Source organism: Dryocola clanedunensis (assembly GCF_038405435.1).
Classification (GTDB): Bacteria; Pseudomonadota; Gammaproteobacteria; order Enterobacterales; family Enterobacteriaceae; genus Dryocola; species Dryocola clanedunensis_A.
Map to the genome: position 1 here is coordinate 85,200 of NZ_JBBYHZ010000005.1, position 17,898 is coordinate 103,097.

A 17,898-nucleotide genomic window follows, 5' to 3' on the forward strand; every position below is an offset into this window, starting at 1 on the left:
CCTACCATAATGGCGGGTTATGGGTGAATTTTTCGGTTGACGCCGCGCTTATCCGACCTGGCGGACGGATGCTGTAGGGTGGATAAGCGGCAGCGTCATCCACCGGTTACTTAAACTCGGCCTGCTTATACAAATTATCCCACATCCCCAGCACCAGGGACTGGTCGCGCGGGGAGAGCTCGCCCGCCTGAATCGCTTTTTCCAGACTGCTGGAAACGGCCGTATGCAGCGCCTGCGGGGAGTGGTCTTCGCCGTGTTCTATTTCGGCCACGGCCAGGGTGAGGTGGCCACGCAGATATCCGCTGGCGAACAGCTCGTCATCACTGGCCACTTCAACCATTCCATCAATCAGCGCCAGAATGCGTGTTTCAAATTCCGCGATCATCGTACGTCTTTCCTCATTTGCAGGTAATTAGTTTAGATCTTCCGGCCACGGGAACAGCTCTGCTGTCACCGGCGGCGTTTTATAATAGTCACGAAGCGCCGCCATCAGGCGCGCCGGGCGTTCAGGGATGCCCTGCTCCAGATAAATCATCACCTGGGCATGTACACGACGCTGGAACGCAATTCTGTCCGGGTCGACGTCGCCGCTTAAGTTGTCGCAGCTGACGTTAAACGGGAAGCCCGCCGCCACGCAGAGCAGCCACTCCAGCGCCTGCGGCTTAACCTCCACGTCTTCAAACCTGCTCTGCGTTTCGGCATCACGGCCGTCCGGGCAGTACCAGTAACCGAAATCCACCAGCTCACGGCGGGCTTTCCCCGCGATGCACCAGTGCGAAATCTCATGCATCCCGCTTGCGTAGTAGCCGTGGGCGAACACCACACGGTTGTACGGCAGCTCTTCGTCTGCGGGAAGATAGATCGGTTCGTCGTCGCCTTTAATCAGACGGGTATTAAAATCATCTTTAAAACAGCCGTCGAAGATATCGATCAGCTGCTGATAGTGGTGTTCAGTCGTCATACTTGCTGTAGTCATCTCATGCTATCCCCATCCAGTGGAGGATCTCCGTTCCGTGGCTGTCGAATAATAGTTTGGCACTCATCACCGCCGATACGATCACGATCATCGGCCGGATGAGCTTCTGCCCTTTGCTTAATACCAGGCGCGAACCCATGCGCGCGCCCAAAAATTGCCCGGCCATCATCACAAAGCCGGTACCCCAAATCACCTTCCCGCCGATGATAAACAACAGCAGCCCGCCAAGGTTAGACGTGGCGTTCAGCACTTTGGCGTGAGCGGTAGATTTTGCCAGGTTGAAGCCGCACAGCGTAACAAACGCCAGGGCGTAAAACGAACCGGCGCCTGGCCCAAAAAATCCGTCATAGAATCCAACGCAGCCACCGGCGACCAGCGCAAACGGCAGGCCGTACAGGCGGCGCTGGCGATCTTCTTCCCCCAGCTTCGGCATCAGCAGGAAGTACAGGCCAATGCCGATAACCAGCAGCGGCAGGATCTGACGTAATAAGTCTGATTTGACGTGCTGCACCAGCAGCGCGCCGGTCATTGACCCGATGAAGGTCATCAGAATATTGAGCTTCTGATCCGCAAGGCTGACAACTTTTCGGCGAATAAAATAGAGCGAGGAGGAGACCGACCCGCCGCAGGCCTGAAGCTTATTGGTCGCCAGCGCGTGGGCCGGAGACATTCCGGCGGCCAGCAGCGCGGGCACGGTCAACAGGCCGCCGCCGCCCGCCAGCGCATCAATAAACCCCGCCAGCAGCGCGACAAAGAACAGCGTCACCAGCATCAGGGGAGAAACTAAAAACCATTCCATGAGGGTATCCGTCAGATTTCGTGATTATCCAGCAGGGCCTGACAAGAGGCCGGTATCGGCGGCGGCGTTTTCTTTTTCGGCGGCTTGCTGCCCGGCGGCGGTGGCTGGAACCAGCTTTGCAGTTCGGCTCCACAGCCGTCGCCGGGAGGCGGCAGCGGCTGATCGACGCACTCGAGGCTGTCTGCCGGACAGCGCAGACGAACGTGCATATGGGCGCGGTGGGCAAACCACGGACGTACCTTACGCAGCCAGTCGCGATCCGCACCGGCATCCAGACAAAGCTGCTGTTTGATAGCCGGATTGACGAAGATGCGCGTGACGTCGTTATCTTTCGCGGCAAGTTTGATCAGGCTGTCGATTTCCGGCTGCCACAAACGCTGGATAACGTGTTTATCGTCGCTTGCGACTAAATCCAGCGCCTGCGGCCTGAGCAGCTGGGCCGAAGTCCAGCGCGTTTTCGGCAGCTGCAGGAAAATATCTACGTCCAGCCCGGTCTGATGGCTGGCGTGTCCTGAACTGAAGCGCCCGCCTGCGGCCATGCCCATATCGCCAATCAGCACCGTGCCCAGCCCAAGCTGGTGAACCTGGCTGCTCAGCCGCTGGATAAACATCACCAGATCCGGATGGCCGAAGTAGCGGCGCTGATCCTGACGCATAATCTGGTAGTTAGCATCTTCAGGCGGCAGCCCGTGAGCGCCAACGATGCAGCCGTTGGCAAAAGAGCCGATAGACTGCGCGCTGCCCGCCACGGGATGGGTGATTTTTTGCCACGGGGTGGCAGCAAAAGTTACGCTGCTGGCAACGAGCGCCAGCAGACCGACGAGCGCTTTTTTCATCGTATTACCACTGTGGCAAAGGTGGTGTCACGTCGGCGTTTTGAGCGCGCTGACGCAGCATGTGATCCATCAGAACGATCGCCAGCATCGCCTCCGCGATCGGCACCGCGCGGATCCCAACGCACGGATCGTGACGCCCACGGGTCACCATTTCGACCTCTTCGCCTTCGCGGTTGATCGTACGGCCCGGCACCATAATGCTGGAAGTGGGCTTCAGCGCCATGTTTGCCACAATCTGCTGGCCGCTGCTGATGCCGCCGAGAATGCCGCCCGCATGGTTGCTCTGGAAGCCTTCTTTGGTGATCTCATCGCGGTTCTGGCTGCCGCGCAGGCTGACCACGCCGAAGCCTTCGCCGATTTCCACGCCTTTCACGGCGTTAATGCTCATCAGCGCATGGGCGATATCCGCATCAAGACGGTCAAACACCGGCTCGCCAAGGCCTGGCGGCACGTTGTCTGCCACCACGGTGACTTTCGCACCGATGGAATCCCCCTCTTTTTTCAGGGCGCGCATCAGCTCGTCGAGGGTTTCGATTTTGTCCGGGTCCGGGCAGAAGAACGGGTTCTGCTCAACCCGATCCCAGTCCTTAATCTCTAACGGCACGTCGCCCATCTGCGTCAGACAGCCGCGGATGGTGATGCCATATTTCTGCGCCAGATACTTTTTCGCAATGGCCCCCGCCGCCACGCGCATGGCGGTTTCACGGGCAGAGGAACGGCCACCGCCACGGTAATCGCGCTGGCCGTATTTTTGTTCGTAGGTGTAGTCGGCGTGGCCCGGACGGAACACGTCTTTAATGGCGCTGTAATCCTGCGAGCGCTGGTCGGTATTTTCGATCAGCAGGCCGATGCTGGTGCCGGTGGTGACGCCTTCAAACACGCCGGAGAGGATTTTAACCTGGTCCGGCTCGCGGCGCTGCGTGGTGTAGCGCGATGTGCCGGGGCGACGGCGGTCGAGGTCGTGCTGTAAGTCTGCTTCCGTCAGGGGAATGCCCGGCGGTACGCCGTCCACGATGCAGCCCAGCGCAATACCGTGAGACTCACCAAATGTCGTTACGCGAAAAACCTGTCCGATTGAATTTCCTGCCATTTTTCACGGCTCCTTACCGTTGTCATTTTTGATTGTGTTGTTGGCTATCGATTTCGCTGTTGGCGAAAAGAAGACGGGCCTTACGGCCCGCCTGCGGTCAATCTTTGTAGATGCTGAAGTGCTCGCGCGCCGCAATCAGCTGCGCTTTGGTGAGCATGAAGACACCGTCGCCGCCGTTGTCGAACTCAAGCCAGGTGAACGGCACCTCCGGGTACTGCTCCATCAGGTGAACCATGCTGTTTCCCACTTCGCAGACCAGCACGCCGCCGTCCGCCAGGTAATCCGGGGCGCAGGCCAGGATACGGCGCGCCAGCTTCAGACCGTCGCTGCCTGCAGCCAGGCCCAGCTCCGGCTCGAAGCGGAACTCGCCCGGCAGGTCGGACATATCTTCCGCATCCACGTACGGCGGATTGGTGACGATAATGTCGTACTGCACCTTCGGCAGGTCGCGGAACAGGTCGGAACGAATTGGCGTGACCTGATTCTCCAGGCCGTGCTCAGCAATGTTCTGCTCTGCTACCGCCAGCGCGTCCAGGGAGATATCGACCGCGTCGACTTCCGCATTCTGGAACTCATAGGCGCAGGCGATGGCGATGCAGCCGCTGCCGGTACACATATCCAGAATGTGCTGCGGCTCGCCGTCAAACAGGCCCGCAAAGCGGTTGGTGATAAGCTCACCGATTGGCGAACGCGGCACCAGCACGCGCTCGTCCACGTAGAATTCGTGGCCGCAGAACCAGGCTTTGTTGGTGAGGTAGGCAACCGGAATGCGCTCGTTGACGCGGCGAATCACGCGCTCCACGATACGGTGGCGCTCGCTGGAGGTCAGGCGCGCGGTGCGCATATCTTCAGGAATATCCAGCGGCAGATAGAGGCTTGGCAGCACCAGCTGAACGGCTTCATCCCACGGGTTGTCGGTGCCGTGACCATACCAGATGTTGGCGGCGCTGAAGCGACTGACCGACCAGCGCAGCATATCCTGAATGGTGTGCAGTTCACTCACTGCCTCATCGACGAAAATTTTATCCACGTTGCCCTCCGCAGGCCGTTCGCGCTAATACAATAATCGATTAGTTTGCCATGAAGACCGCGACAAATCAGCAGACAATCGCCGTGGCGGGGCGGAAAATCGCGTTTTATTTAGCGATGGGCGGCAAAGCGGGTAAACTGGCGGCATAGCAGATGCGAGACGAGAAACAGATGAAGAAGAAACCACCGCTCAGCGCTGACGATCAGAACCTTTTCCGCGATCTGATGAGCGGCACCAAAAAACTCACCCAGGACACCATTGTTCACCGCCCGGCGCGCAAAAAAGCCATGCAGGTGCCGGTGAAACGGCTGTTACAGGAGCAGGCGGACGCCAGCCACTACTTTTCCGATGAGTTTCAGCCGCGCCTGGCAACGGAAGGCCCTACGCGCTATGTCCGCGAGGACGTCAGCCACTTTGAATTAAAGAAGATTCGCCGGGGCGACTACTCCCCCGAGCTGTTTCTGGATTTACACGGGTTAACGCAGCTGCAGGCCAAGCAGGAGCTGGGCGCGCTGATTGCCGCCTGCCGCCGGGAGCACGTGTTTTGTGCCTGCGTAATGCACGGGCACGGCAAGCATGTTTTAAAGCAGCAGACGCCGCTGTGGCTGGCGCAGCATCCGCACGTGATGGCTTTCCATCAGTCACCGAAAGAGTACGGCGGCGACGCGGCGCTGCTGGTGCTGATTGAAGTGGAAGAGTGGCAGCCGCCGGAGCTGCCTTAACTTCTGGGTTGTCTGGTGCCCTCACCCCGGCCCTCTCCCACGTGGAGAGGGTGAAATTCAAAACCTGTTCACCGGAACCTCAAAAACAGAAAGAGCCGCATATAGCGGCTCTTTTTTTCATGCTTACGGCTCTCAGATAGCTTTCGCTACCCTGAGGTTGCACGGGTTCATCTGCCAGTTGAACACGCCTTTTCCGGTCTGCGGATCGAGCGTGACGTTGGCGATTGCCGAGGTACAAAACATAGGTGGAGACTCTTCAGGGCAGAGTTCAGACACCAGGTAACCTACCAGCGGCAGGTGGGACACCACCAGCGCTGACTCAACGCCTTCACTGGCCAGGGCCTGCAGGTAGTCGCCCACCAGGCCTACATCACCGCACGGAGTCAACTCCTGCAGGATGTCCTCTTTTTCCGGGAGGTTAAGCGCTTCCCGCACCACGTCCAGGGTCTGTTCAGCTCGCAGGTAAGGGCTCACCAGAACACGTTCGATATCCGCTACCTGACCTTTCAACCAGGTCGCCATTACCCGGGATTCGTCACACCCGCACTGGGTTAATGGACGTACCGAGTCACTGGCGGCATCGAGTGCCGCGTCGCCGTGACGCATGATAAAAACTTGCATATTGCACCGCTTTTGTTAACCAGGAATGCTGCGCCATATCCCCAATGAGAGCAGAGGATATATTCAGCAGCCGGGCATTGTGCCTTATCCGTACATCGAATGAAACGCTGTTTTTTACCTTATTGCTGTAAGTATAGTCAATTAGTGTTTACACATTAACCAACCAGCGCCCATTCACCGAGTTGCTGCCTCGCCCGGGGCGAGGAGAAACTCATGCTTCTTTGACCCCAACTTCCGCAGCAGGGTTCACTGTTCCTGAGAAAGTAAGGTTGTTCTCTGCCATCTGCCGCAGCCGGTCACAGGGTGTGAAACGCTCCCCGTACTGCCCTGCCAGCCGTTCGAGCCTGGCCACAATGTCACCCGCGCCCCGGCTATCCATATAGCGGAACGGGCCACCAAGGAAAGGTGGAAATCCTATACCAAATACGGCACCAATATCGCCATCACGCGCGCTGCGCACCACGACTTCATCCAGGCAGCGAGCGGCTTCATTCAGCATCATTAACACACAGCGCTCAGCGATAACCTGCGGATCGAGCTGCCCTTTCGGCGTTACGCCCAGCAGTTTATAAATTGCCGGGTCGGCCTGTTTTTTGCTTTTACGCCCTTTCGCCGGATAAAGATAGAAACCGCGCCCATTTTTTCTCCCTTTGCGATCGTCCTTCAAAATTGCGTCTATTGCAGGCGGAGCGGCAAAACGATCGCCGTAAGCGTTTTGCAGTATTGGACTAATTTTAGTCCCCACGTCGATTCCCACCTCATCCAAAAGTTGGATTGGGCCAACGGGGAAACCATACTTCACCAGGGCTTCGTCGATCTTTTCGATCGGCTCCCCTTCCACCAGGCAGCGCATGGCTTCATTTATGTAAGGTGCAAGAATACGGTTAACGTAGAACCCGGCGCTGTCGCCGACCACGATCGGCGTTTTTCCCTGTTTCTTCGCCAGCGCAACCGTTGTGGAAATAGTTTCCGCAGATGTACCGGCGTGAGGAATAACTTCCACCAGCGGCATTTTGTCCACCGGGCTGAAGTAGTGCAGACCGATAACCTGTTCTGGACGTGCGGCGTTCGCGGCGATATCCGCAATCGGTAAAGAAGAGGTATTAGAGGCAAAGATGGTATGCGCCGCGGCGTACCGTTCAATTTCCGCCACCATTTTCTGCTTCAGGGCTAAATCCTCGAACACGGCCTCCACCACGATTTCGCGATGGCTGAAGCCGTGGTAATCCGTGCCGCCAGAGATACGCGCCATTTCCCGCTGCCGCTCTGCCGCTTTCATATGACGGCGGCGCACCTTTTTATCCAGCAGATCCCAGCTGTATTTCAGGGCGTGGTTGATGCCGTCGTTACTGATATCTTTAATTCGCACCGGAAGATGCCCTTTCGATGCCGTAACGTACGCAATGCCACCGCCCATCAGGCCGCCGCCCAGCACGCCGACTGCATGAATCGGACGAGGCTCGGCGTCGCCGCCGTGCTCTTTTTTTAGCTCCGTGCTGGCGAAGAATATGCTGCGCAACGCGGCGGACTGCGGCGTCATTGCCAGCTCACCGAAGGCTTTTGCCTCCGCTTCGTAGCCGCTGTGGCTCCCCTGCTCTAAGCCGGTTTTGATAACGTCAAGAATGCGTCGCGTCGCCGGATAGTTGCCTTTGGTTTTCTGTTCGGTTTTTTTACCGACGAGATTAAACAATAGTGAGCGCCCCAGCGGCCCGGCGAGAATACGCTCCCGGACGGGCAAAACGCGCGAAGGTTTGCGGCCTTTCAGGGCCAGCTCCACTGCCGCATTCAGCAAAATAGATTGCGGAACAACGTCGTCCACCAGGCCCAGCTTCAGCGCCTGGCGCGGACGAAGCTGTTTGCCGGTCAGGATCATATCCAGCGCGTTGCTTACGCCAACCAGACGCGGTAAACGCTGCGTGCCGCCGGAACCGGGCAGCAGCCCGAGCTGTACTTCAGGCAGCCCCAGCTTCGTTTTTTCGTCGTCGGTGCAGATACGCGCGTGGCAGGCCAGCGCCAGCTCCAGGCCACCGCCCAGGCAGGCGCCGTGGATTGCGGCCACCACCGGTATCGGTAAAGCCGCAATTTCTGCCATTATCTGCTGACCCTGCTGCGCCAGAGACTGGGCTTCTGCGGCGGACTGGCAGCCGGCAATCATATTGATATCCGCACCGGCGACAAAGTTATCCGGCTTGCCGGAAATGAATACCAGCCCCTGCAAACTGTGGTTATCGCGAACCTGTTTAATGATGGCGTGAACCTCCGGGCCGAACGAAGCCTTGAGGGTATTCATCTTTTCGCCGGGAACGTCGATGGTGACCACCGCCACGTTGTCGAGACGGACGTGCAGAGTGAATGCGCTTGTCTGTTCCATTATTCGACCTCCAGTACCATAGCCGCGCCCAGGCCACCGGCGGCACAGGCCGTCACCAGCCCAAGCCCACCGCCGCGACGACGCAGTTCATGCAGCGTCTGGGTAATCATACGCGCGCCCGTGGCCGCAAACGGGTGGCCGTAGGCAATCGACCCGCCGAGCACGTTAAATTTGGCATCGTCCACCTCTCCCGTAGCATGAGCACGGCCAAGAACATCGCGGGCAAAGCGCTCGCTGGAAAGCATTTTCAAATTGGCAAGCGTCTGCGCCGCAAAGGCTTCATGCATATCAAAGAGGGTCAGGTCGGCAAGCGTGATCCCGGCGCGCTCCAGCGCCAGCGGCGTCGCCCAGGCCGGTCCAAGAAGCATGTCTTTCCAGACGTCCACTGCGGTAAACGCATAGCTGCGCAGGAAACCAAGCGGCTTAAGGCCGATCTCACGAGCACGCGACTCCGTCATCAGTATGACGGCAGCGGCCCCGTCGGTCAGCGGCGTGCTGTTGGCCGCGGTTACCGTGCCGTGTTTACGATCGAAAGCAGGCCGCAGCTTTGCGTAATCTTCCAGTGAAGAACCTTTGCGCACGTTGTTATCTTCCGCGAAAGGCTGGCGATATGGCGAGATAAACGCCGTCATCACTTCTTCCGACAGCTTCCCTTCCTGCCATGCCTGCGCCGCACGAATATGGGAACGATGGGCCAGGGCATCCTGCTGTTCGCGGGTGATACCGTGCGTCTTCGCCATTTGTTCGGCGGTGTCACCCATGCGTAATCCGGTCGAATATTCCGCTACCGCCGGAGGAACAGGCAGCAAGTCGCGTGGGCGAAGCTTAGAGAATAGTTTGAGGCGCTGTCCGAGCGAGCGGGCTTTGTTCACATCCACGAGCGTACGGCCAAGCTTTTTACTCACGCCAATCGGCAAAACGGAGGATGAGTCTGCCCCACCCGCGATCCCCGCGCGAATCGTCCCGGCAAGTAAACTTTCCGCCACGTTGGCCACGGCCTGGAAACTTGTCGCGCACGCACGGCTGACGCTATAGGCATCGGTATGCACGCTCATGCCGGTGCCGAGCACGATTTCACGGGCAATATTTGGCGCTTCCGGCATCTGTACAACCTGGCCGAAAACGAGCTGCTCAATGATTTCCGGGGATATCTCGCTGCGCGCCAGCAGTTCGCTGACCACCATGTTGCCAAGATCGATGGCGGGAATGCCGTGAAAAGCTGTCGCCTGTTTTGCAAACGGCGTGCGTAGACCGCTGACGATGGCAATGCGGTCGCCCTGACGGGTAACCAGCGGAAGTGCCTTACTCATAACGCGCCCCTGTTAAAAAATGTAAGCAGATAAATTAGTGGTCGGACCTGATCACAGTTTTAACCAAAAAGTTACATTCAGCCAACCGGGGGAGGAGAAATTTGGGAGGGGGGACACGCTTTACCGCAGGATTATTGGAGATGAAGACACAGGATGAAGCTGGCGTCATCGGTCAAATTTTACGGTGGATGACGCTGACGCTTATCCACCCTACGTCCGCTCGGGCATAGGGTGGTTAGAAAAAATTAACGCAGGCCGAGCTGGAAGATCATGGTTTCAGCCTGGCAGCTGAAGACAAAGTCGATATCCATCTGCACGCCACCCTCAACTTCTTTGAAAGTTGGGACGATCTGGCAGGGCTCGGACTCGACTTCACGGGCCTTCTCGCTTAGCGCGGCCAGCGTTTCTTCTGCCTGGGCCTTATTGTCAAAGACGCGGCTGTAGGTTGCGATGCAGTCGGTATTATCAATGATGGAGCCGACATCAATACAGCAGCAAACCGGGGTTTCATCAGCGCTGTTCTTACTCATTATGATTTTCCTCTGTATCTAAAGATGGGAAGGGATTCAACAATTACTGTCTATTTTACGCTCCCAGTTGAATGCTCACCAGCCGTTAATATTATCTGGCGCGCCAGGGGAGCAAAATCACACTTAAAAATGATCTAAAACAAATTTCATGCTTCTGGCCTGGGCGCCCTGGCCGCTATTTTGCCAGGCAGATCTCGTTTTTAAGATCAAACTTTAAAAACTTTAGAAACAAACTTGCAACATCCCATCTGGTCAGACCTATACTCTCGCCACTGGTCAGATTTCTCTTACACGGATCAGTCCCTACTATTCGCGCTCCTGTTACTACATGTAACATTGTTTGTATAAAAATAAATCTATGAGGTTTTGGTCATGAGCCAGAAAAACCTGTTTACAAAGTCAGCCCTCGCGGTTGCAGTGGCAATTGTCTCCTCGCAGGCGTACGCCGCCGGCTTTCAATTAAACGAGTTCTCTTCCTCTGGCCTTGGCCGAGCGTATTCGGGGGAAGGTGCCGTGGCGGACAACGCGGGCTCAGCCAGCCGTAACCCAGCCACCATCATGATGTTCGATCGCCCTTCTTTCTCGGGCGGTGCGATCTTCATCGACCCGGACGTAAATGTTTCAGGCACCTCACCTTCAGGCCGCAGCCTTGACGCAGATAACATTGCGCCAACCGCCTGGGTACCAAACCTGCACTTTGTCGCGCCGATTAACGAACAATTTGGTTGGGGGGCATCGGTCACCTCTAACTATGGTCTGGCAACAGAATTTACCGATGACTACACCGCAGGCTCCATGGGCGGCAAAACCGACCTGACCACCCTGAACCTGAACCTGAGCGGTGCTTACCGCCTGAACAATAACTGGAGCTTCGGCGTTGGCTTTGATGCTGTATACGCCAAAGCGAAAATCGAGCGTTACGCCGGTGACCTGCCTCAGCTCATCGCTGGGTCTGGCGCCCTGCCGCCGCAGCTGGCAGGCCCGGTTTCCCAGATCCCTGGCGACACCCAAATCGCCCACCTGAAAGGTGACGAGTGGGGCTACGGCTGGAACGCCGGTATTCTTTACGAAATCGATAAGGACAACCGCTACGGCTTTACCTACCGTTCAGAAATCAAAATCGACTTCGACGGCGACTATAAGAGCAACCTTCCGGCCGCCTATAACCCGCTGCTGTCTAACTTTGGCCTACCGGCCGGCACCAACGGACAAACCGTTCCGGGCGCGCTGACCCTGAACCTGCCTGAAATGTGGGAGCTGTCCGGGTATAACAAAGTCGCACCGCAGTGGGCTATCCACTACAGCGTGACCTATACCAGCTGGAGCCAGTTCCAGGAGCTGAAAGCAACCGGCAACAACGGCCAGACGCTGTTCTATAAAGAAGAAAGCTTCAAGGATGCCTACCGCATCGCGCTGGGTACCACCTACTTTATGGATAAAAACTGGACCTTCCGTACCGGTATCGCATTCGACGATAGCCCGGTTCCGGCTGATAACCGCTCCATCTCTATCCCGGATCAGGACCGTCTGTGGCTGAGCGCGGGTACCACCTACGCGTTTAACGACGATGCCTCCGTAGACCTGGGCGTGTCCTATATGCACGGTCAGCACGTAGAGATCAACGAAGGGCCATATACCTTCCGCTCCGAAGGGAAAGCCTGGCTGTACGGCATGAACTTCAACTACGCGTTCTGATAGCCAGCAGCAACAAAAAAGGCGAACCTCCAGGTTCGCCTTTTTTTATGCCTTCGCACATTACTGCGAGTCGATATCTTTTAAATCGTCCTGAATCAGCGCCGCGTTCGGGTTCACCTGCGGCGTCAGGCTGCCGCCGTTGGCAATAAAGTCGTGGCGCTGGAAATAGGCTTCGCGCACCAGAATATAAGGATCGGAGGACTGTTTGAGCAGGCCGTCGGAATCCAGCAGCTGCGCACGGGTTTCGATACCTTCAATGGCCCATTTACCAACGGACATCGGCCACGTCAGCCAGGAGAGCACCGGATACAGCGCATCCACGTTGTCGCCGCCTTCATCACGCAGCGTAAAGCTGCCGTAGAAAGGAAGCTGAAGGTACGGACCGTAGCCGACGCCATAATGCCCAAGCGTCGAACCGAAGCGGTGCGGCTCTTCGCGCTGCAGTTTCGGGTTCGCCATTCCTGCCACGTCGATTAACCCGCCCATCCCCAGCACGGTATTCAGGAAGAAGCGCGTGAAGTGCACCATCCCCTGGTACGGATTCCCCTGCACAAAGTAGTTCGCCATGATGGCCGGCTCTTCGAGGTTGCTGGTGAAGTTGCTTATCCCGTTACGCGCGGGCTGCGGCACATAATCACGCCAGACCACAGCAACCGGACGCACCACATAAGGATCCAACACGTTAAAGTTGAAGTCGTACATGGTGCGGTTGAACCCTTCAAAGGGATCCGAACGGCCCTGCGTCTGTTGATCGGTCGAACTGGCGCACCCTACAAGTAGCATGGTGGCCAGTGCCAGCCCGGTCAGGCGAAAATTCATTATGCGTCTCCCTGTTATTGTTCGTTTACGCTCTCAGGTGCGGTGATGTCCTTGCCTGACTGAGCCTGCTCCTGCGCCTGCGCGATGCTGCGCTCGACGACCGCGCGCCGCTGGTCGTCAGCAGGAAGCAGCTTCAGCATGACCTGCCAGGCACCAATCGCCTCGCGATACTGCTGCTGCTCGAATGCGTTGAAGGCAAACAAACTCAGCACGCGTACGTTGGCATGGTCGCTCTTAAGTAATTCCCGCAGCAGACGTCCCCCCAGCAGGTTGTCTTGCGGATCGCCCGAGCGGGTCAATACTTCAGCATAGCCCAGCTTTACATCACCGTTGGTCGGCGACAGTTTATATGCTCTGGCAAAGGCTTGTGTAGCGGTAGTTGCGTTATTGAGTACCATACCAATACGCCCGAGCATCATCCACCCCTCAACATTGTCAGGGTCCTGCTGCAGACGGGTGCGTAAGCCCAGCCCAAGACGCGCCATATCCTCGATATTCAGCGGCTCCGCTTTAGGGTTCATCACGCGCTGCAGCAGCTGCGGCGTTTGTTCCGTTACCTGCTGCCACTCGCGAACCTGTTTAATACTGGAAACTTTCAGATAAACACCAACGCTGATAACTACCAGGATCACCGCGCCGGGCACGAATATCCAGTAGCTGGCCTTTTCCGCCGGTTCATCAGCGTCATCGCCGTCGACCCCGTCCCGGAAGTAGACCCGACGTTTGCGGCTGCGCACCACGATCACCCCGATGCCGCCAAGAATAAACAGCACCGGCAGCACCCACAGGATAATGGTCGACGGGGTAACCGGCGGCTCGTAAGTCACAAAGTTGCCGTAGCGGTCGACCATATAATCGATGATCTGCTGCTTGCTTTTGCCCTGCTGCATCAGCTCATAGACCTTCAGACGCATGTCCGAAGCAATCATCGCGTTGGAATCCGCAATGCTGTTGTTCTGGCATTTCGGGCAGCGCAGCTGCTCCGTCAGCTGGCGGAACTGCTGCTCCTGGGCTTCGTCTTTAAACTTATAAGTGTCGATGGCGGCGGTGGCGTAAAAAGAGAACAGCAGCGCGGCAATCAGTAACAGACAGCGTTTCATGCCCCCGCCTCCTTGTTGTATTTGTCCCACAGCGGCTTAATCTCCTGATTCCACACGCGATCGTTCAGATCCCCCGCGTGGCGATAGCGAATGATCCCTTTGCCGTCGATCAGGAAAGTTTCCGGCGCGCCATAAACGCCCAAATCCAGCCCCAGCATGCCGTTGCCGTCAAACAGGCTCAGGGCATAGGGGTTACCCAGCTCGTTAAGCCAGGTTATCGCCTTCTGGCGGTCGTCTTTGTAGTTCATGCCCACCACGCGAATGCCCTGCGCCTTCAGGCCGTTGAGATACTGATGCTCCGCGCGGCAGGTCGGGCACCAGGTCGCCCAGACGTTAAGCAGCAGCGGCCTGCCGTCCGTCAGCACCGCCTGGTCATAGGTTTTGCCGGGAATGTCTAACGATTCAAGGCGGAATTCCGGCACCGGCTTGCCAATCAGCGCGGATTCCAGATTCGTCGGGTCGTCCCCCTGCGCATTACGCGTCAGCTGCCACAGCAGCGCCGCCGCCAGCAGTAAAAAGAGCACCAGCGGGATGTACAATATTTTGCGGTTCATGCGGCCTCCGCCATTTTTTTACGTGAGCGATAGCGGGGATCGAGCAGGCAGCACAGGCCGCCCAGCGTCATCAGCAAACCGCCCGCCCAGATCCAGCGCACGAATGGCTTGTAGTAAAGGCGTACCGCCCAGCTGCCGTCGTCCAGCTCTTCCCCCAGCGCAGCGTACAAATCGCGGGTGAAGCCGCCGTCGATAGCCGCTTCGGTCATCATCGAGCGGCTGCTGTTGTAAAAGCGTTTTTCCGCGTGCAGCGTAGCTTCGTGCTTGCCGTTGCGCGTTACGTCGATAATCCCCACGCCGCCGCTGTAGTTCGGGCCAGCCAGGTCGTGCACGTCGCGGAAGACGAAGTGGTACTGATGGATGTCGATGCTGTCGCCGGACTTCATGCGCACGTCGCGCTCAACGCTGTAGTTCTGGCTGAAGGCGATGCCGACCACCGTCACCGCCAGGCCAAGATGGCCAAACACCATGCCCCAGTGGCTGCGCGGTAATTTCCACAGCCCCATCAGCAGCCCACGGCGATGCGTGGCGCGCCCGTACACTTCGGTCAGCGCCAGCACAAAGACCCAGACCGCCATCAGCAGCCCGACAACGGTCATGGCCTCTACGCGATCCTGCATCAGCCACGGCAGCGCAAGCGACAGCACAACCGTAATCACCAGCGCGGTAACCAGCCGTCTGACCAGCTTCTGCGGCTCATCGCGACGCCAGCGCACCAGCGGCCCGATCCCCAGCAGCAGCGCAAACGGCGCCATCAGCGCGGTAAACATCGTATTAAAGAACGGCTCGCCGATTGAAATGCTGCCCAGCCCAAGCTGTTTATGCACCAGCGGCAGCAGCGTACCCAGCAGCACCACCAGCATGGCGGCAATCAGCAGGACGTTATTGCCCAACAGGAAAGATTCGCGCGACCAGAGTTCGTTGCCCACCCGCGAACGCACCTTGCTGCCCTTTACCGCGTACAGCAGCAGCGAGCCGCCAATAACGATGACCAGGAAGGCGAGGATAAACATGCCGCGAGCCGGGTCGGAGGCGAAGGAGTGGACAGAAACCAGTACGCCGGAGCGCACCAGGAACGTCCCCAGCAGGCAAAGCGAGAACGCGGTAATCGCCAGCAGCACCGTCCAGGCCTTAAAGCTGCCGCGCTTTTCCGTGACCGACAGGGAGTGGATCAGCGCCGTCCCCGCAAGCCACGGCATGAACGAGGCGTTTTCCACCGGGTCCCAGAACCACCAGCCGCCCCAGCCCAGCTCGTAGTAGGCCCAGGCGGAGCCAAGAACGATGCCGATAGTCAGGAACGACCAGGCCGCCAGCGTCCACGGGCGGGTCCAGCGCGCCCAGTTGGTATCCAGCTTACCCGCCATCAGCGCGGCAATGGAAAACGCAAAGGCGACGGAGAAACCGACGTAGCCCATATACAGCAGCGGCGGATGGAAGATCAGCCCGATATCCTGCAGCAGCGGATTCAGGTCTCGCCCTTCAACGGGAAAGTCCGGCAGCGTGCGGGTGAACGGGTTCGAGGTGAAGATGATAAACAGCAGGAAGCCGAAGTTAATCATCCCCATTACCGACAGCACCCGCGCCAGCGCATCTTTTGGCATTCCCTCGCTGAACAGCGCCACGGCAAATGTCCAGGTGCTCATCAGCAGCACCCAGAGCATCAGCGAGCCCTCGTGCGCCCCCCAGGTCGCCGCCACGCGGTACCAGACCGGCAGCTCAGTATTGGAGTTGCTCGCCACGTACAGCACGGTGAAGTCGTTAACCACAAACGCATACACCAGCACTAAAAATGAGGCGAGAATAGTAAAGAACAGCGCCCAGGCTAGCGGACGCGCCGAGTTCATCAGCCGTAAATCGTTACGCTTCACGCCCCAGAGCGGGTATACGCTCAGCAGGATGGAGAGCGCCAGCGCCACGCAAAGCAAAAAACTGCCGACTTCAGGCATCATGAGGCATTGTCCTTATAGATTTGCGGCGCACGCTTGTGATTTTTGTTCATCGCCTCTTTGACTTCCGGCGGCGTGTAGTTTTCGTCATGCTTCGCCAGCACTTCTTTCGCGGCGATAAGATTGCCCTTTTCCAGCACGCCCTGGGCAACTACGCCCTGGCCCTCCCGGAACAGGTCCGGCAGGATGCCGACGTAGGTTACGTCCACCACGCCGTTGATGTCATAAAGCTTGAAGCTGACTTTAAGGGTTTTGCTATCGCGCTTAACGCTGCCAGGCTGAACCATGCCGCCAACGCGCAGGCGCTGGCCGATTTCCGGCAGCTGCTGGCTTTCACCCTTGCCGTAGATGATTTCACCCGGCGTATAGAAGAGATCGATATTGCTGCGCAGCGCATAGAGCACCAGCGAGATAGTGAGCCCTAACCCCACCAGTATGGCCACGGCCAGGTAGAGACGGGTTTTACGACGACTGTTCACTTACACTCCCTCGCTTTGCTTTCTTGCACGAATGCGCTGTTCGCGCGCCTGCTGGAGACCCACGTCATTTAAAATGGCGCGGTGCCGGGATGCGGTATGCACCACCAGCCCCAGCAGCGGAATCACGGTAAAGGCAACGGCCAGCCAGACGTAAAAGGCGTAGCCACCCATGGCGAAAAAATCGGCCCAGCTGGTAAAGGCACTGGTCACAGGCTTCTCCCTTTGTTTGCAAGCGCTAACACCCACGGGCGACGGCGCTCCTGAAGCAGGATGAGGTTACGAAGGCGCATCAGCGTCAGGGTGATAAACAGCAGCAGGAAGCCAACGATGGTCAGACGCAGCGGCGTGCGCATCGAAGGGTCGATGCTTTGCTGCATGTTGGTAGACCCCTGATGCAGGGTGTTCCACCACTCCACGGAGTAATGAATGATGGGCAGGTTTACCACGCCCACCAGCACGAGGATACCGGCGGCGCGCCCGGCCAGGCGGCGGTCATCGAAGGCGTTATAAAGGGCGATGACGCCAATATAAAGGAAGAGCAGCACCAGCTCCGAGGTCAGGCGGGCGTCCCAGATCCACCAGGTTCCCCACATTGGTTTACCCCACGCCGAGCCGGTCACCAGCGCGATAAAGGTAAAGACCGCGCCGACCGGCGCCATGGCTGCCACGGCCAGATCGGACATTTTCATCTGCCAGACCAGCCCGATAAACGCCGCCACGGCCATCGACCCGTAGATACCCATCGACCAGATCGCCGCCGGGACATGAAGATACATGATGCGGTAGCTCTGTCCCTGCTGGTAGTCAGCGGGGGCGTAGACAAATCCCCACACGCAGCCCGCAATTAACGTAATGGCACTGAGCACCGCCAGCCACGGCACGAATTTCCCGCATAGCTGATAGAGCCGTTCCGGCTTAGCCAGTTGATGTAGCGCTTTCCACATTGTCCGTTTGCTCACAAATTAAAAAGTCTTATGGTGGATGACGCAGCCGTTTTTCCACCCTACAACACACTCTAGT

Annotated in this window: 19 protein-coding genes; 2 read left to right on the forward strand and 17 right to left on the reverse strand. The window is 57.8% G+C overall.

Annotated elements, in window-relative coordinates:
• Positions 1 to 106: 106 nt before the first annotated feature.
• The 6 genes from AAE045_RS13195 to prmB all read right to left on the reverse strand — a co-directional run bounded on the left by AAE045_RS13195 (position 107) and on the right by prmB (position 4,731).
• Complete coding sequence (locus tag AAE045_RS13195; RefSeq protein ID WP_455548131.1) at positions 107 to 385, reverse strand: YfcL family protein; 279 nt, start codon at positions 383 to 385, stop codon at positions 107 to 109.
• 27 nt (positions 386 to 412) lie between these two features.
• Positions 413 to 961, reverse strand: a complete 549-nt coding sequence (locus tag AAE045_RS13200; protein WP_455548292.1) for an elongation factor P hydroxylase — start codon at positions 959 to 961, stop codon at positions 413 to 415.
• Between the two features lie 16 nt (positions 962 to 977).
• A complete protein-coding gene (locus tag AAE045_RS13205) occupies positions 978 to 1,775 on the reverse strand; it encodes a sulfite exporter TauE/SafE family protein (protein ID WP_455425280.1) in 798 nt (265 codons plus the stop codon).
• A gap of 11 nt (positions 1,776 to 1,786) precedes the next feature.
• Complete coding sequence (gene mepA / locus AAE045_RS13210; protein ID WP_455548132.1) at positions 1,787 to 2,611, reverse strand: penicillin-insensitive murein endopeptidase; 825 nt, start codon at positions 2,609 to 2,611, stop codon at positions 1,787 to 1,789.
• 4 nt (positions 2,612 to 2,615) lie between these two features.
• Entirely contained in the window at positions 2,616 to 3,701 is a 1,086-nt protein-coding gene (aroC, locus tag AAE045_RS13215) for a chorismate synthase (protein ID WP_455548133.1), read from the reverse strand.
• Positions 3,702 to 3,798: 97 nt separating this feature from the next.
• Entirely contained in the window at positions 3,799 to 4,731 is a 933-nt protein-coding gene (prmB, locus tag AAE045_RS13220; RefSeq protein ID WP_455425283.1) for a ribosomal protein L3 N(5)-glutamine methyltransferase, read from the reverse strand.
• A gap of 170 nt (positions 4,732 to 4,901) precedes the next feature.
• Between prmB and smrB the strand changes: the two genes are divergently transcribed.
• On the forward strand, positions 4,902 to 5,453 hold the full coding sequence (gene smrB / locus AAE045_RS13225; RefSeq protein ID WP_455548134.1) for an endonuclease SmrB: 552 nt from the start codon (positions 4,902 to 4,904) through the stop codon (positions 5,451 to 5,453).
• A gap of 132 nt (positions 5,454 to 5,585) precedes the next feature.
• Here smrB and sixA read toward each other — a convergent pair whose 3' ends face one another.
• The 4 genes from sixA to AAE045_RS13245 all read right to left on the reverse strand — a co-directional run bounded on the left by sixA (position 5,586) and on the right by AAE045_RS13245 (position 10,285).
• Positions 5,586 to 6,074 carry a phosphohistidine phosphatase SixA gene (gene sixA / locus AAE045_RS13230; protein WP_455548135.1) on the reverse strand — a complete coding sequence of 163 codons (489 nt, stop codon included), beginning with the start codon at positions 6,072 to 6,074 and terminating at the stop codon, positions 5,586 to 5,588.
• Between the two features lie 211 nt (positions 6,075 to 6,285).
• Positions 6,286 to 8,445 carry a fatty acid oxidation complex subunit alpha FadJ gene (gene fadJ, locus AAE045_RS13235; RefSeq protein ID WP_455548136.1) on the reverse strand — a complete coding sequence of 720 codons (2,160 nt, stop codon included), beginning with the start codon at positions 8,443 to 8,445 and terminating at the stop codon, positions 6,286 to 6,288.
• Positions 8,445 to 9,755, reverse strand: a complete 1,311-nt coding sequence (gene fadI / locus AAE045_RS13240; RefSeq protein WP_455548137.1) for an acetyl-CoA C-acyltransferase FadI — start codon at positions 9,753 to 9,755, stop codon at positions 8,445 to 8,447. The genes fadJ and fadI overlap by 1 nt, the downstream gene beginning before the upstream one ends.
• Positions 9,756 to 10,000: 245 nt before the next feature.
• Positions 10,001 to 10,285, reverse strand: coding sequence for a YfcZ/YiiS family protein (locus tag AAE045_RS13245; RefSeq protein WP_455548138.1), 285 nt, complete (start codon positions 10,283 to 10,285; stop codon positions 10,001 to 10,003).
• A 372-nt stretch (positions 10,286 to 10,657) separates the two neighbouring features.
• On the opposite strand from AAE045_RS13245, the gene fadL reads away from it, so the two are divergent.
• Complete coding sequence (fadL, locus tag AAE045_RS13250) at positions 10,658 to 11,980, forward strand: long-chain fatty acid transporter FadL (RefSeq protein ID WP_455548139.1); 1,323 nt, start codon at positions 10,658 to 10,660, stop codon at positions 11,978 to 11,980.
• 60 nt (positions 11,981 to 12,040) lie between these two features.
• Here fadL and mlaA read toward each other — a convergent pair whose 3' ends face one another.
• Genes mlaA through AAE045_RS13285 form a run of 7 tightly spaced genes read right to left on the reverse strand, consistent with a single transcriptional unit; the run spans position 12,041 to position 17,822 of the window.
• Positions 12,041 to 12,799, reverse strand: a complete 759-nt coding sequence (gene mlaA / locus AAE045_RS13255) for a phospholipid-binding lipoprotein MlaA (protein WP_455548140.1) — start codon at positions 12,797 to 12,799, stop codon at positions 12,041 to 12,043.
• 14 nt (positions 12,800 to 12,813) lie between these two features.
• Entirely contained in the window at positions 12,814 to 13,899 is a 1,086-nt protein-coding gene (locus tag AAE045_RS13260; protein ID WP_455548141.1) for a cytochrome c-type biogenesis protein CcmH, read from the reverse strand.
• The gene (gene dsbE / locus AAE045_RS13265) at positions 13,896 to 14,453 is read right to left on the reverse strand and encodes a thiol:disulfide interchange protein DsbE (protein WP_455548142.1); all 558 of its coding nucleotides are present in this window, start codon (positions 14,451 to 14,453) and stop codon (positions 13,896 to 13,898) included. Before dsbE ends, AAE045_RS13260 begins: the two co-directional genes overlap by 4 nt.
• On the reverse strand, positions 14,450 to 16,402 hold the full coding sequence (locus AAE045_RS13270; RefSeq protein WP_455548143.1) for a heme lyase CcmF/NrfE family subunit: 1,953 nt from the start codon (positions 16,400 to 16,402) through the stop codon (positions 14,450 to 14,452). The genes dsbE and AAE045_RS13270 overlap by 4 nt, the downstream gene beginning before the upstream one ends.
• On the reverse strand, positions 16,399 to 16,878 hold the full coding sequence (gene ccmE / locus AAE045_RS13275; protein WP_455548144.1) for a cytochrome c maturation protein CcmE: 480 nt from the start codon (positions 16,876 to 16,878) through the stop codon (positions 16,399 to 16,401). Before ccmE ends, AAE045_RS13270 begins: the two co-directional genes overlap by 4 nt.
• Positions 16,879 to 17,088 carry a heme exporter protein CcmD gene (ccmD, locus tag AAE045_RS13280; RefSeq protein WP_455548145.1) on the reverse strand — a complete coding sequence of 70 codons (210 nt, stop codon included), beginning with the start codon at positions 17,086 to 17,088 and terminating at the stop codon, positions 16,879 to 16,881.
• A complete protein-coding gene (locus AAE045_RS13285; RefSeq protein ID WP_455548146.1) occupies positions 17,085 to 17,822 on the reverse strand; it encodes a heme ABC transporter permease in 738 nt (245 codons plus the stop codon). The genes ccmD and AAE045_RS13285 overlap by 4 nt, the downstream gene beginning before the upstream one ends.
• Positions 17,823 to 17,898 lie beyond the last annotated feature (76 nt).

Excerpts from the sequence above, each read along its gene's own strand:
- AAE045_RS13195 (WP_455548131.1), bottom strand. The coding sequence starts at position 385 with ATGATCGCGGAATTTGAAACACGCATTCTGGCGCTGATTGATGGAATG.
- AAE045_RS13200 (WP_455548292.1), bottom strand. The coding sequence starts at position 961 with ATGACGACTGAACACCACTATCAGCAGCTGATCGATATCTTCGACGGC.
- AAE045_RS13205 (WP_455425280.1), bottom strand. The coding sequence starts at position 1,775 with ATGGAATGGTTTTTAGTTTCTCCCCTGATGCTGGTGACGCTGTTCTTT.
- mepA (WP_455548132.1), bottom strand. The coding sequence starts at position 2,611 with ATGAAAAAAGCGCTCGTCGGTCTGCTGGCGCTCGTTGCCAGCAGCGTA.
- aroC (WP_455548133.1), bottom strand. The coding sequence starts at position 3,701 with ATGGCAGGAAATTCAATCGGACAGGTTTTTCGCGTAACGACATTTGGT.
- smrB (WP_455548134.1), top strand. The coding sequence starts at position 4,902 with ATGAAGAAGAAACCACCGCTCAGCGCTGACGATCAGAACCTTTTCCGC.
- sixA (WP_455548135.1), bottom strand. The coding sequence starts at position 6,074 with ATGCAAGTTTTTATCATGCGTCACGGCGACGCGGCACTCGATGCCGCC.
- fadJ (WP_455548136.1), bottom strand. The coding sequence starts at position 8,445 with ATGGAACAGACAAGCGCATTCACTCTGCACGTCCGTCTCGACAACGTG.
- fadI (WP_455548137.1), bottom strand. The coding sequence starts at position 9,755 with ATGAGTAAGGCACTTCCGCTGGTTACCCGTCAGGGCGACCGCATTGCC.
- AAE045_RS13245 (WP_455548138.1), bottom strand. The coding sequence starts at position 10,285 with ATGAGTAAGAACAGCGCTGATGAAACCCCGGTTTGCTGCTGTATTGAT.
- fadL (WP_455548139.1), top strand. The coding sequence starts at position 10,658 with ATGAGCCAGAAAAACCTGTTTACAAAGTCAGCCCTCGCGGTTGCAGTG.
- mlaA (WP_455548140.1), bottom strand. The coding sequence starts at position 12,799 with ATGAATTTTCGCCTGACCGGGCTGGCACTGGCCACCATGCTACTTGTA.
- AAE045_RS13260 (WP_455548141.1), bottom strand. The coding sequence starts at position 13,899 with ATGAAACGCTGTCTGTTACTGATTGCCGCGCTGCTGTTCTCTTTTTAC.
- dsbE (WP_455548142.1), bottom strand. The coding sequence starts at position 14,453 with ATGAACCGCAAAATATTGTACATCCCGCTGGTGCTCTTTTTACTGCTG.
- AAE045_RS13270 (WP_455548143.1), bottom strand. The coding sequence starts at position 16,402 with ATGATGCCTGAAGTCGGCAGTTTTTTGCTTTGCGTGGCGCTGGCGCTC.
- AAE045_RS13285 (WP_455548146.1), bottom strand. The coding sequence starts at position 17,822 with ATGTGGAAAGCGCTACATCAACTGGCTAAGCCGGAACGGCTCTATCAG.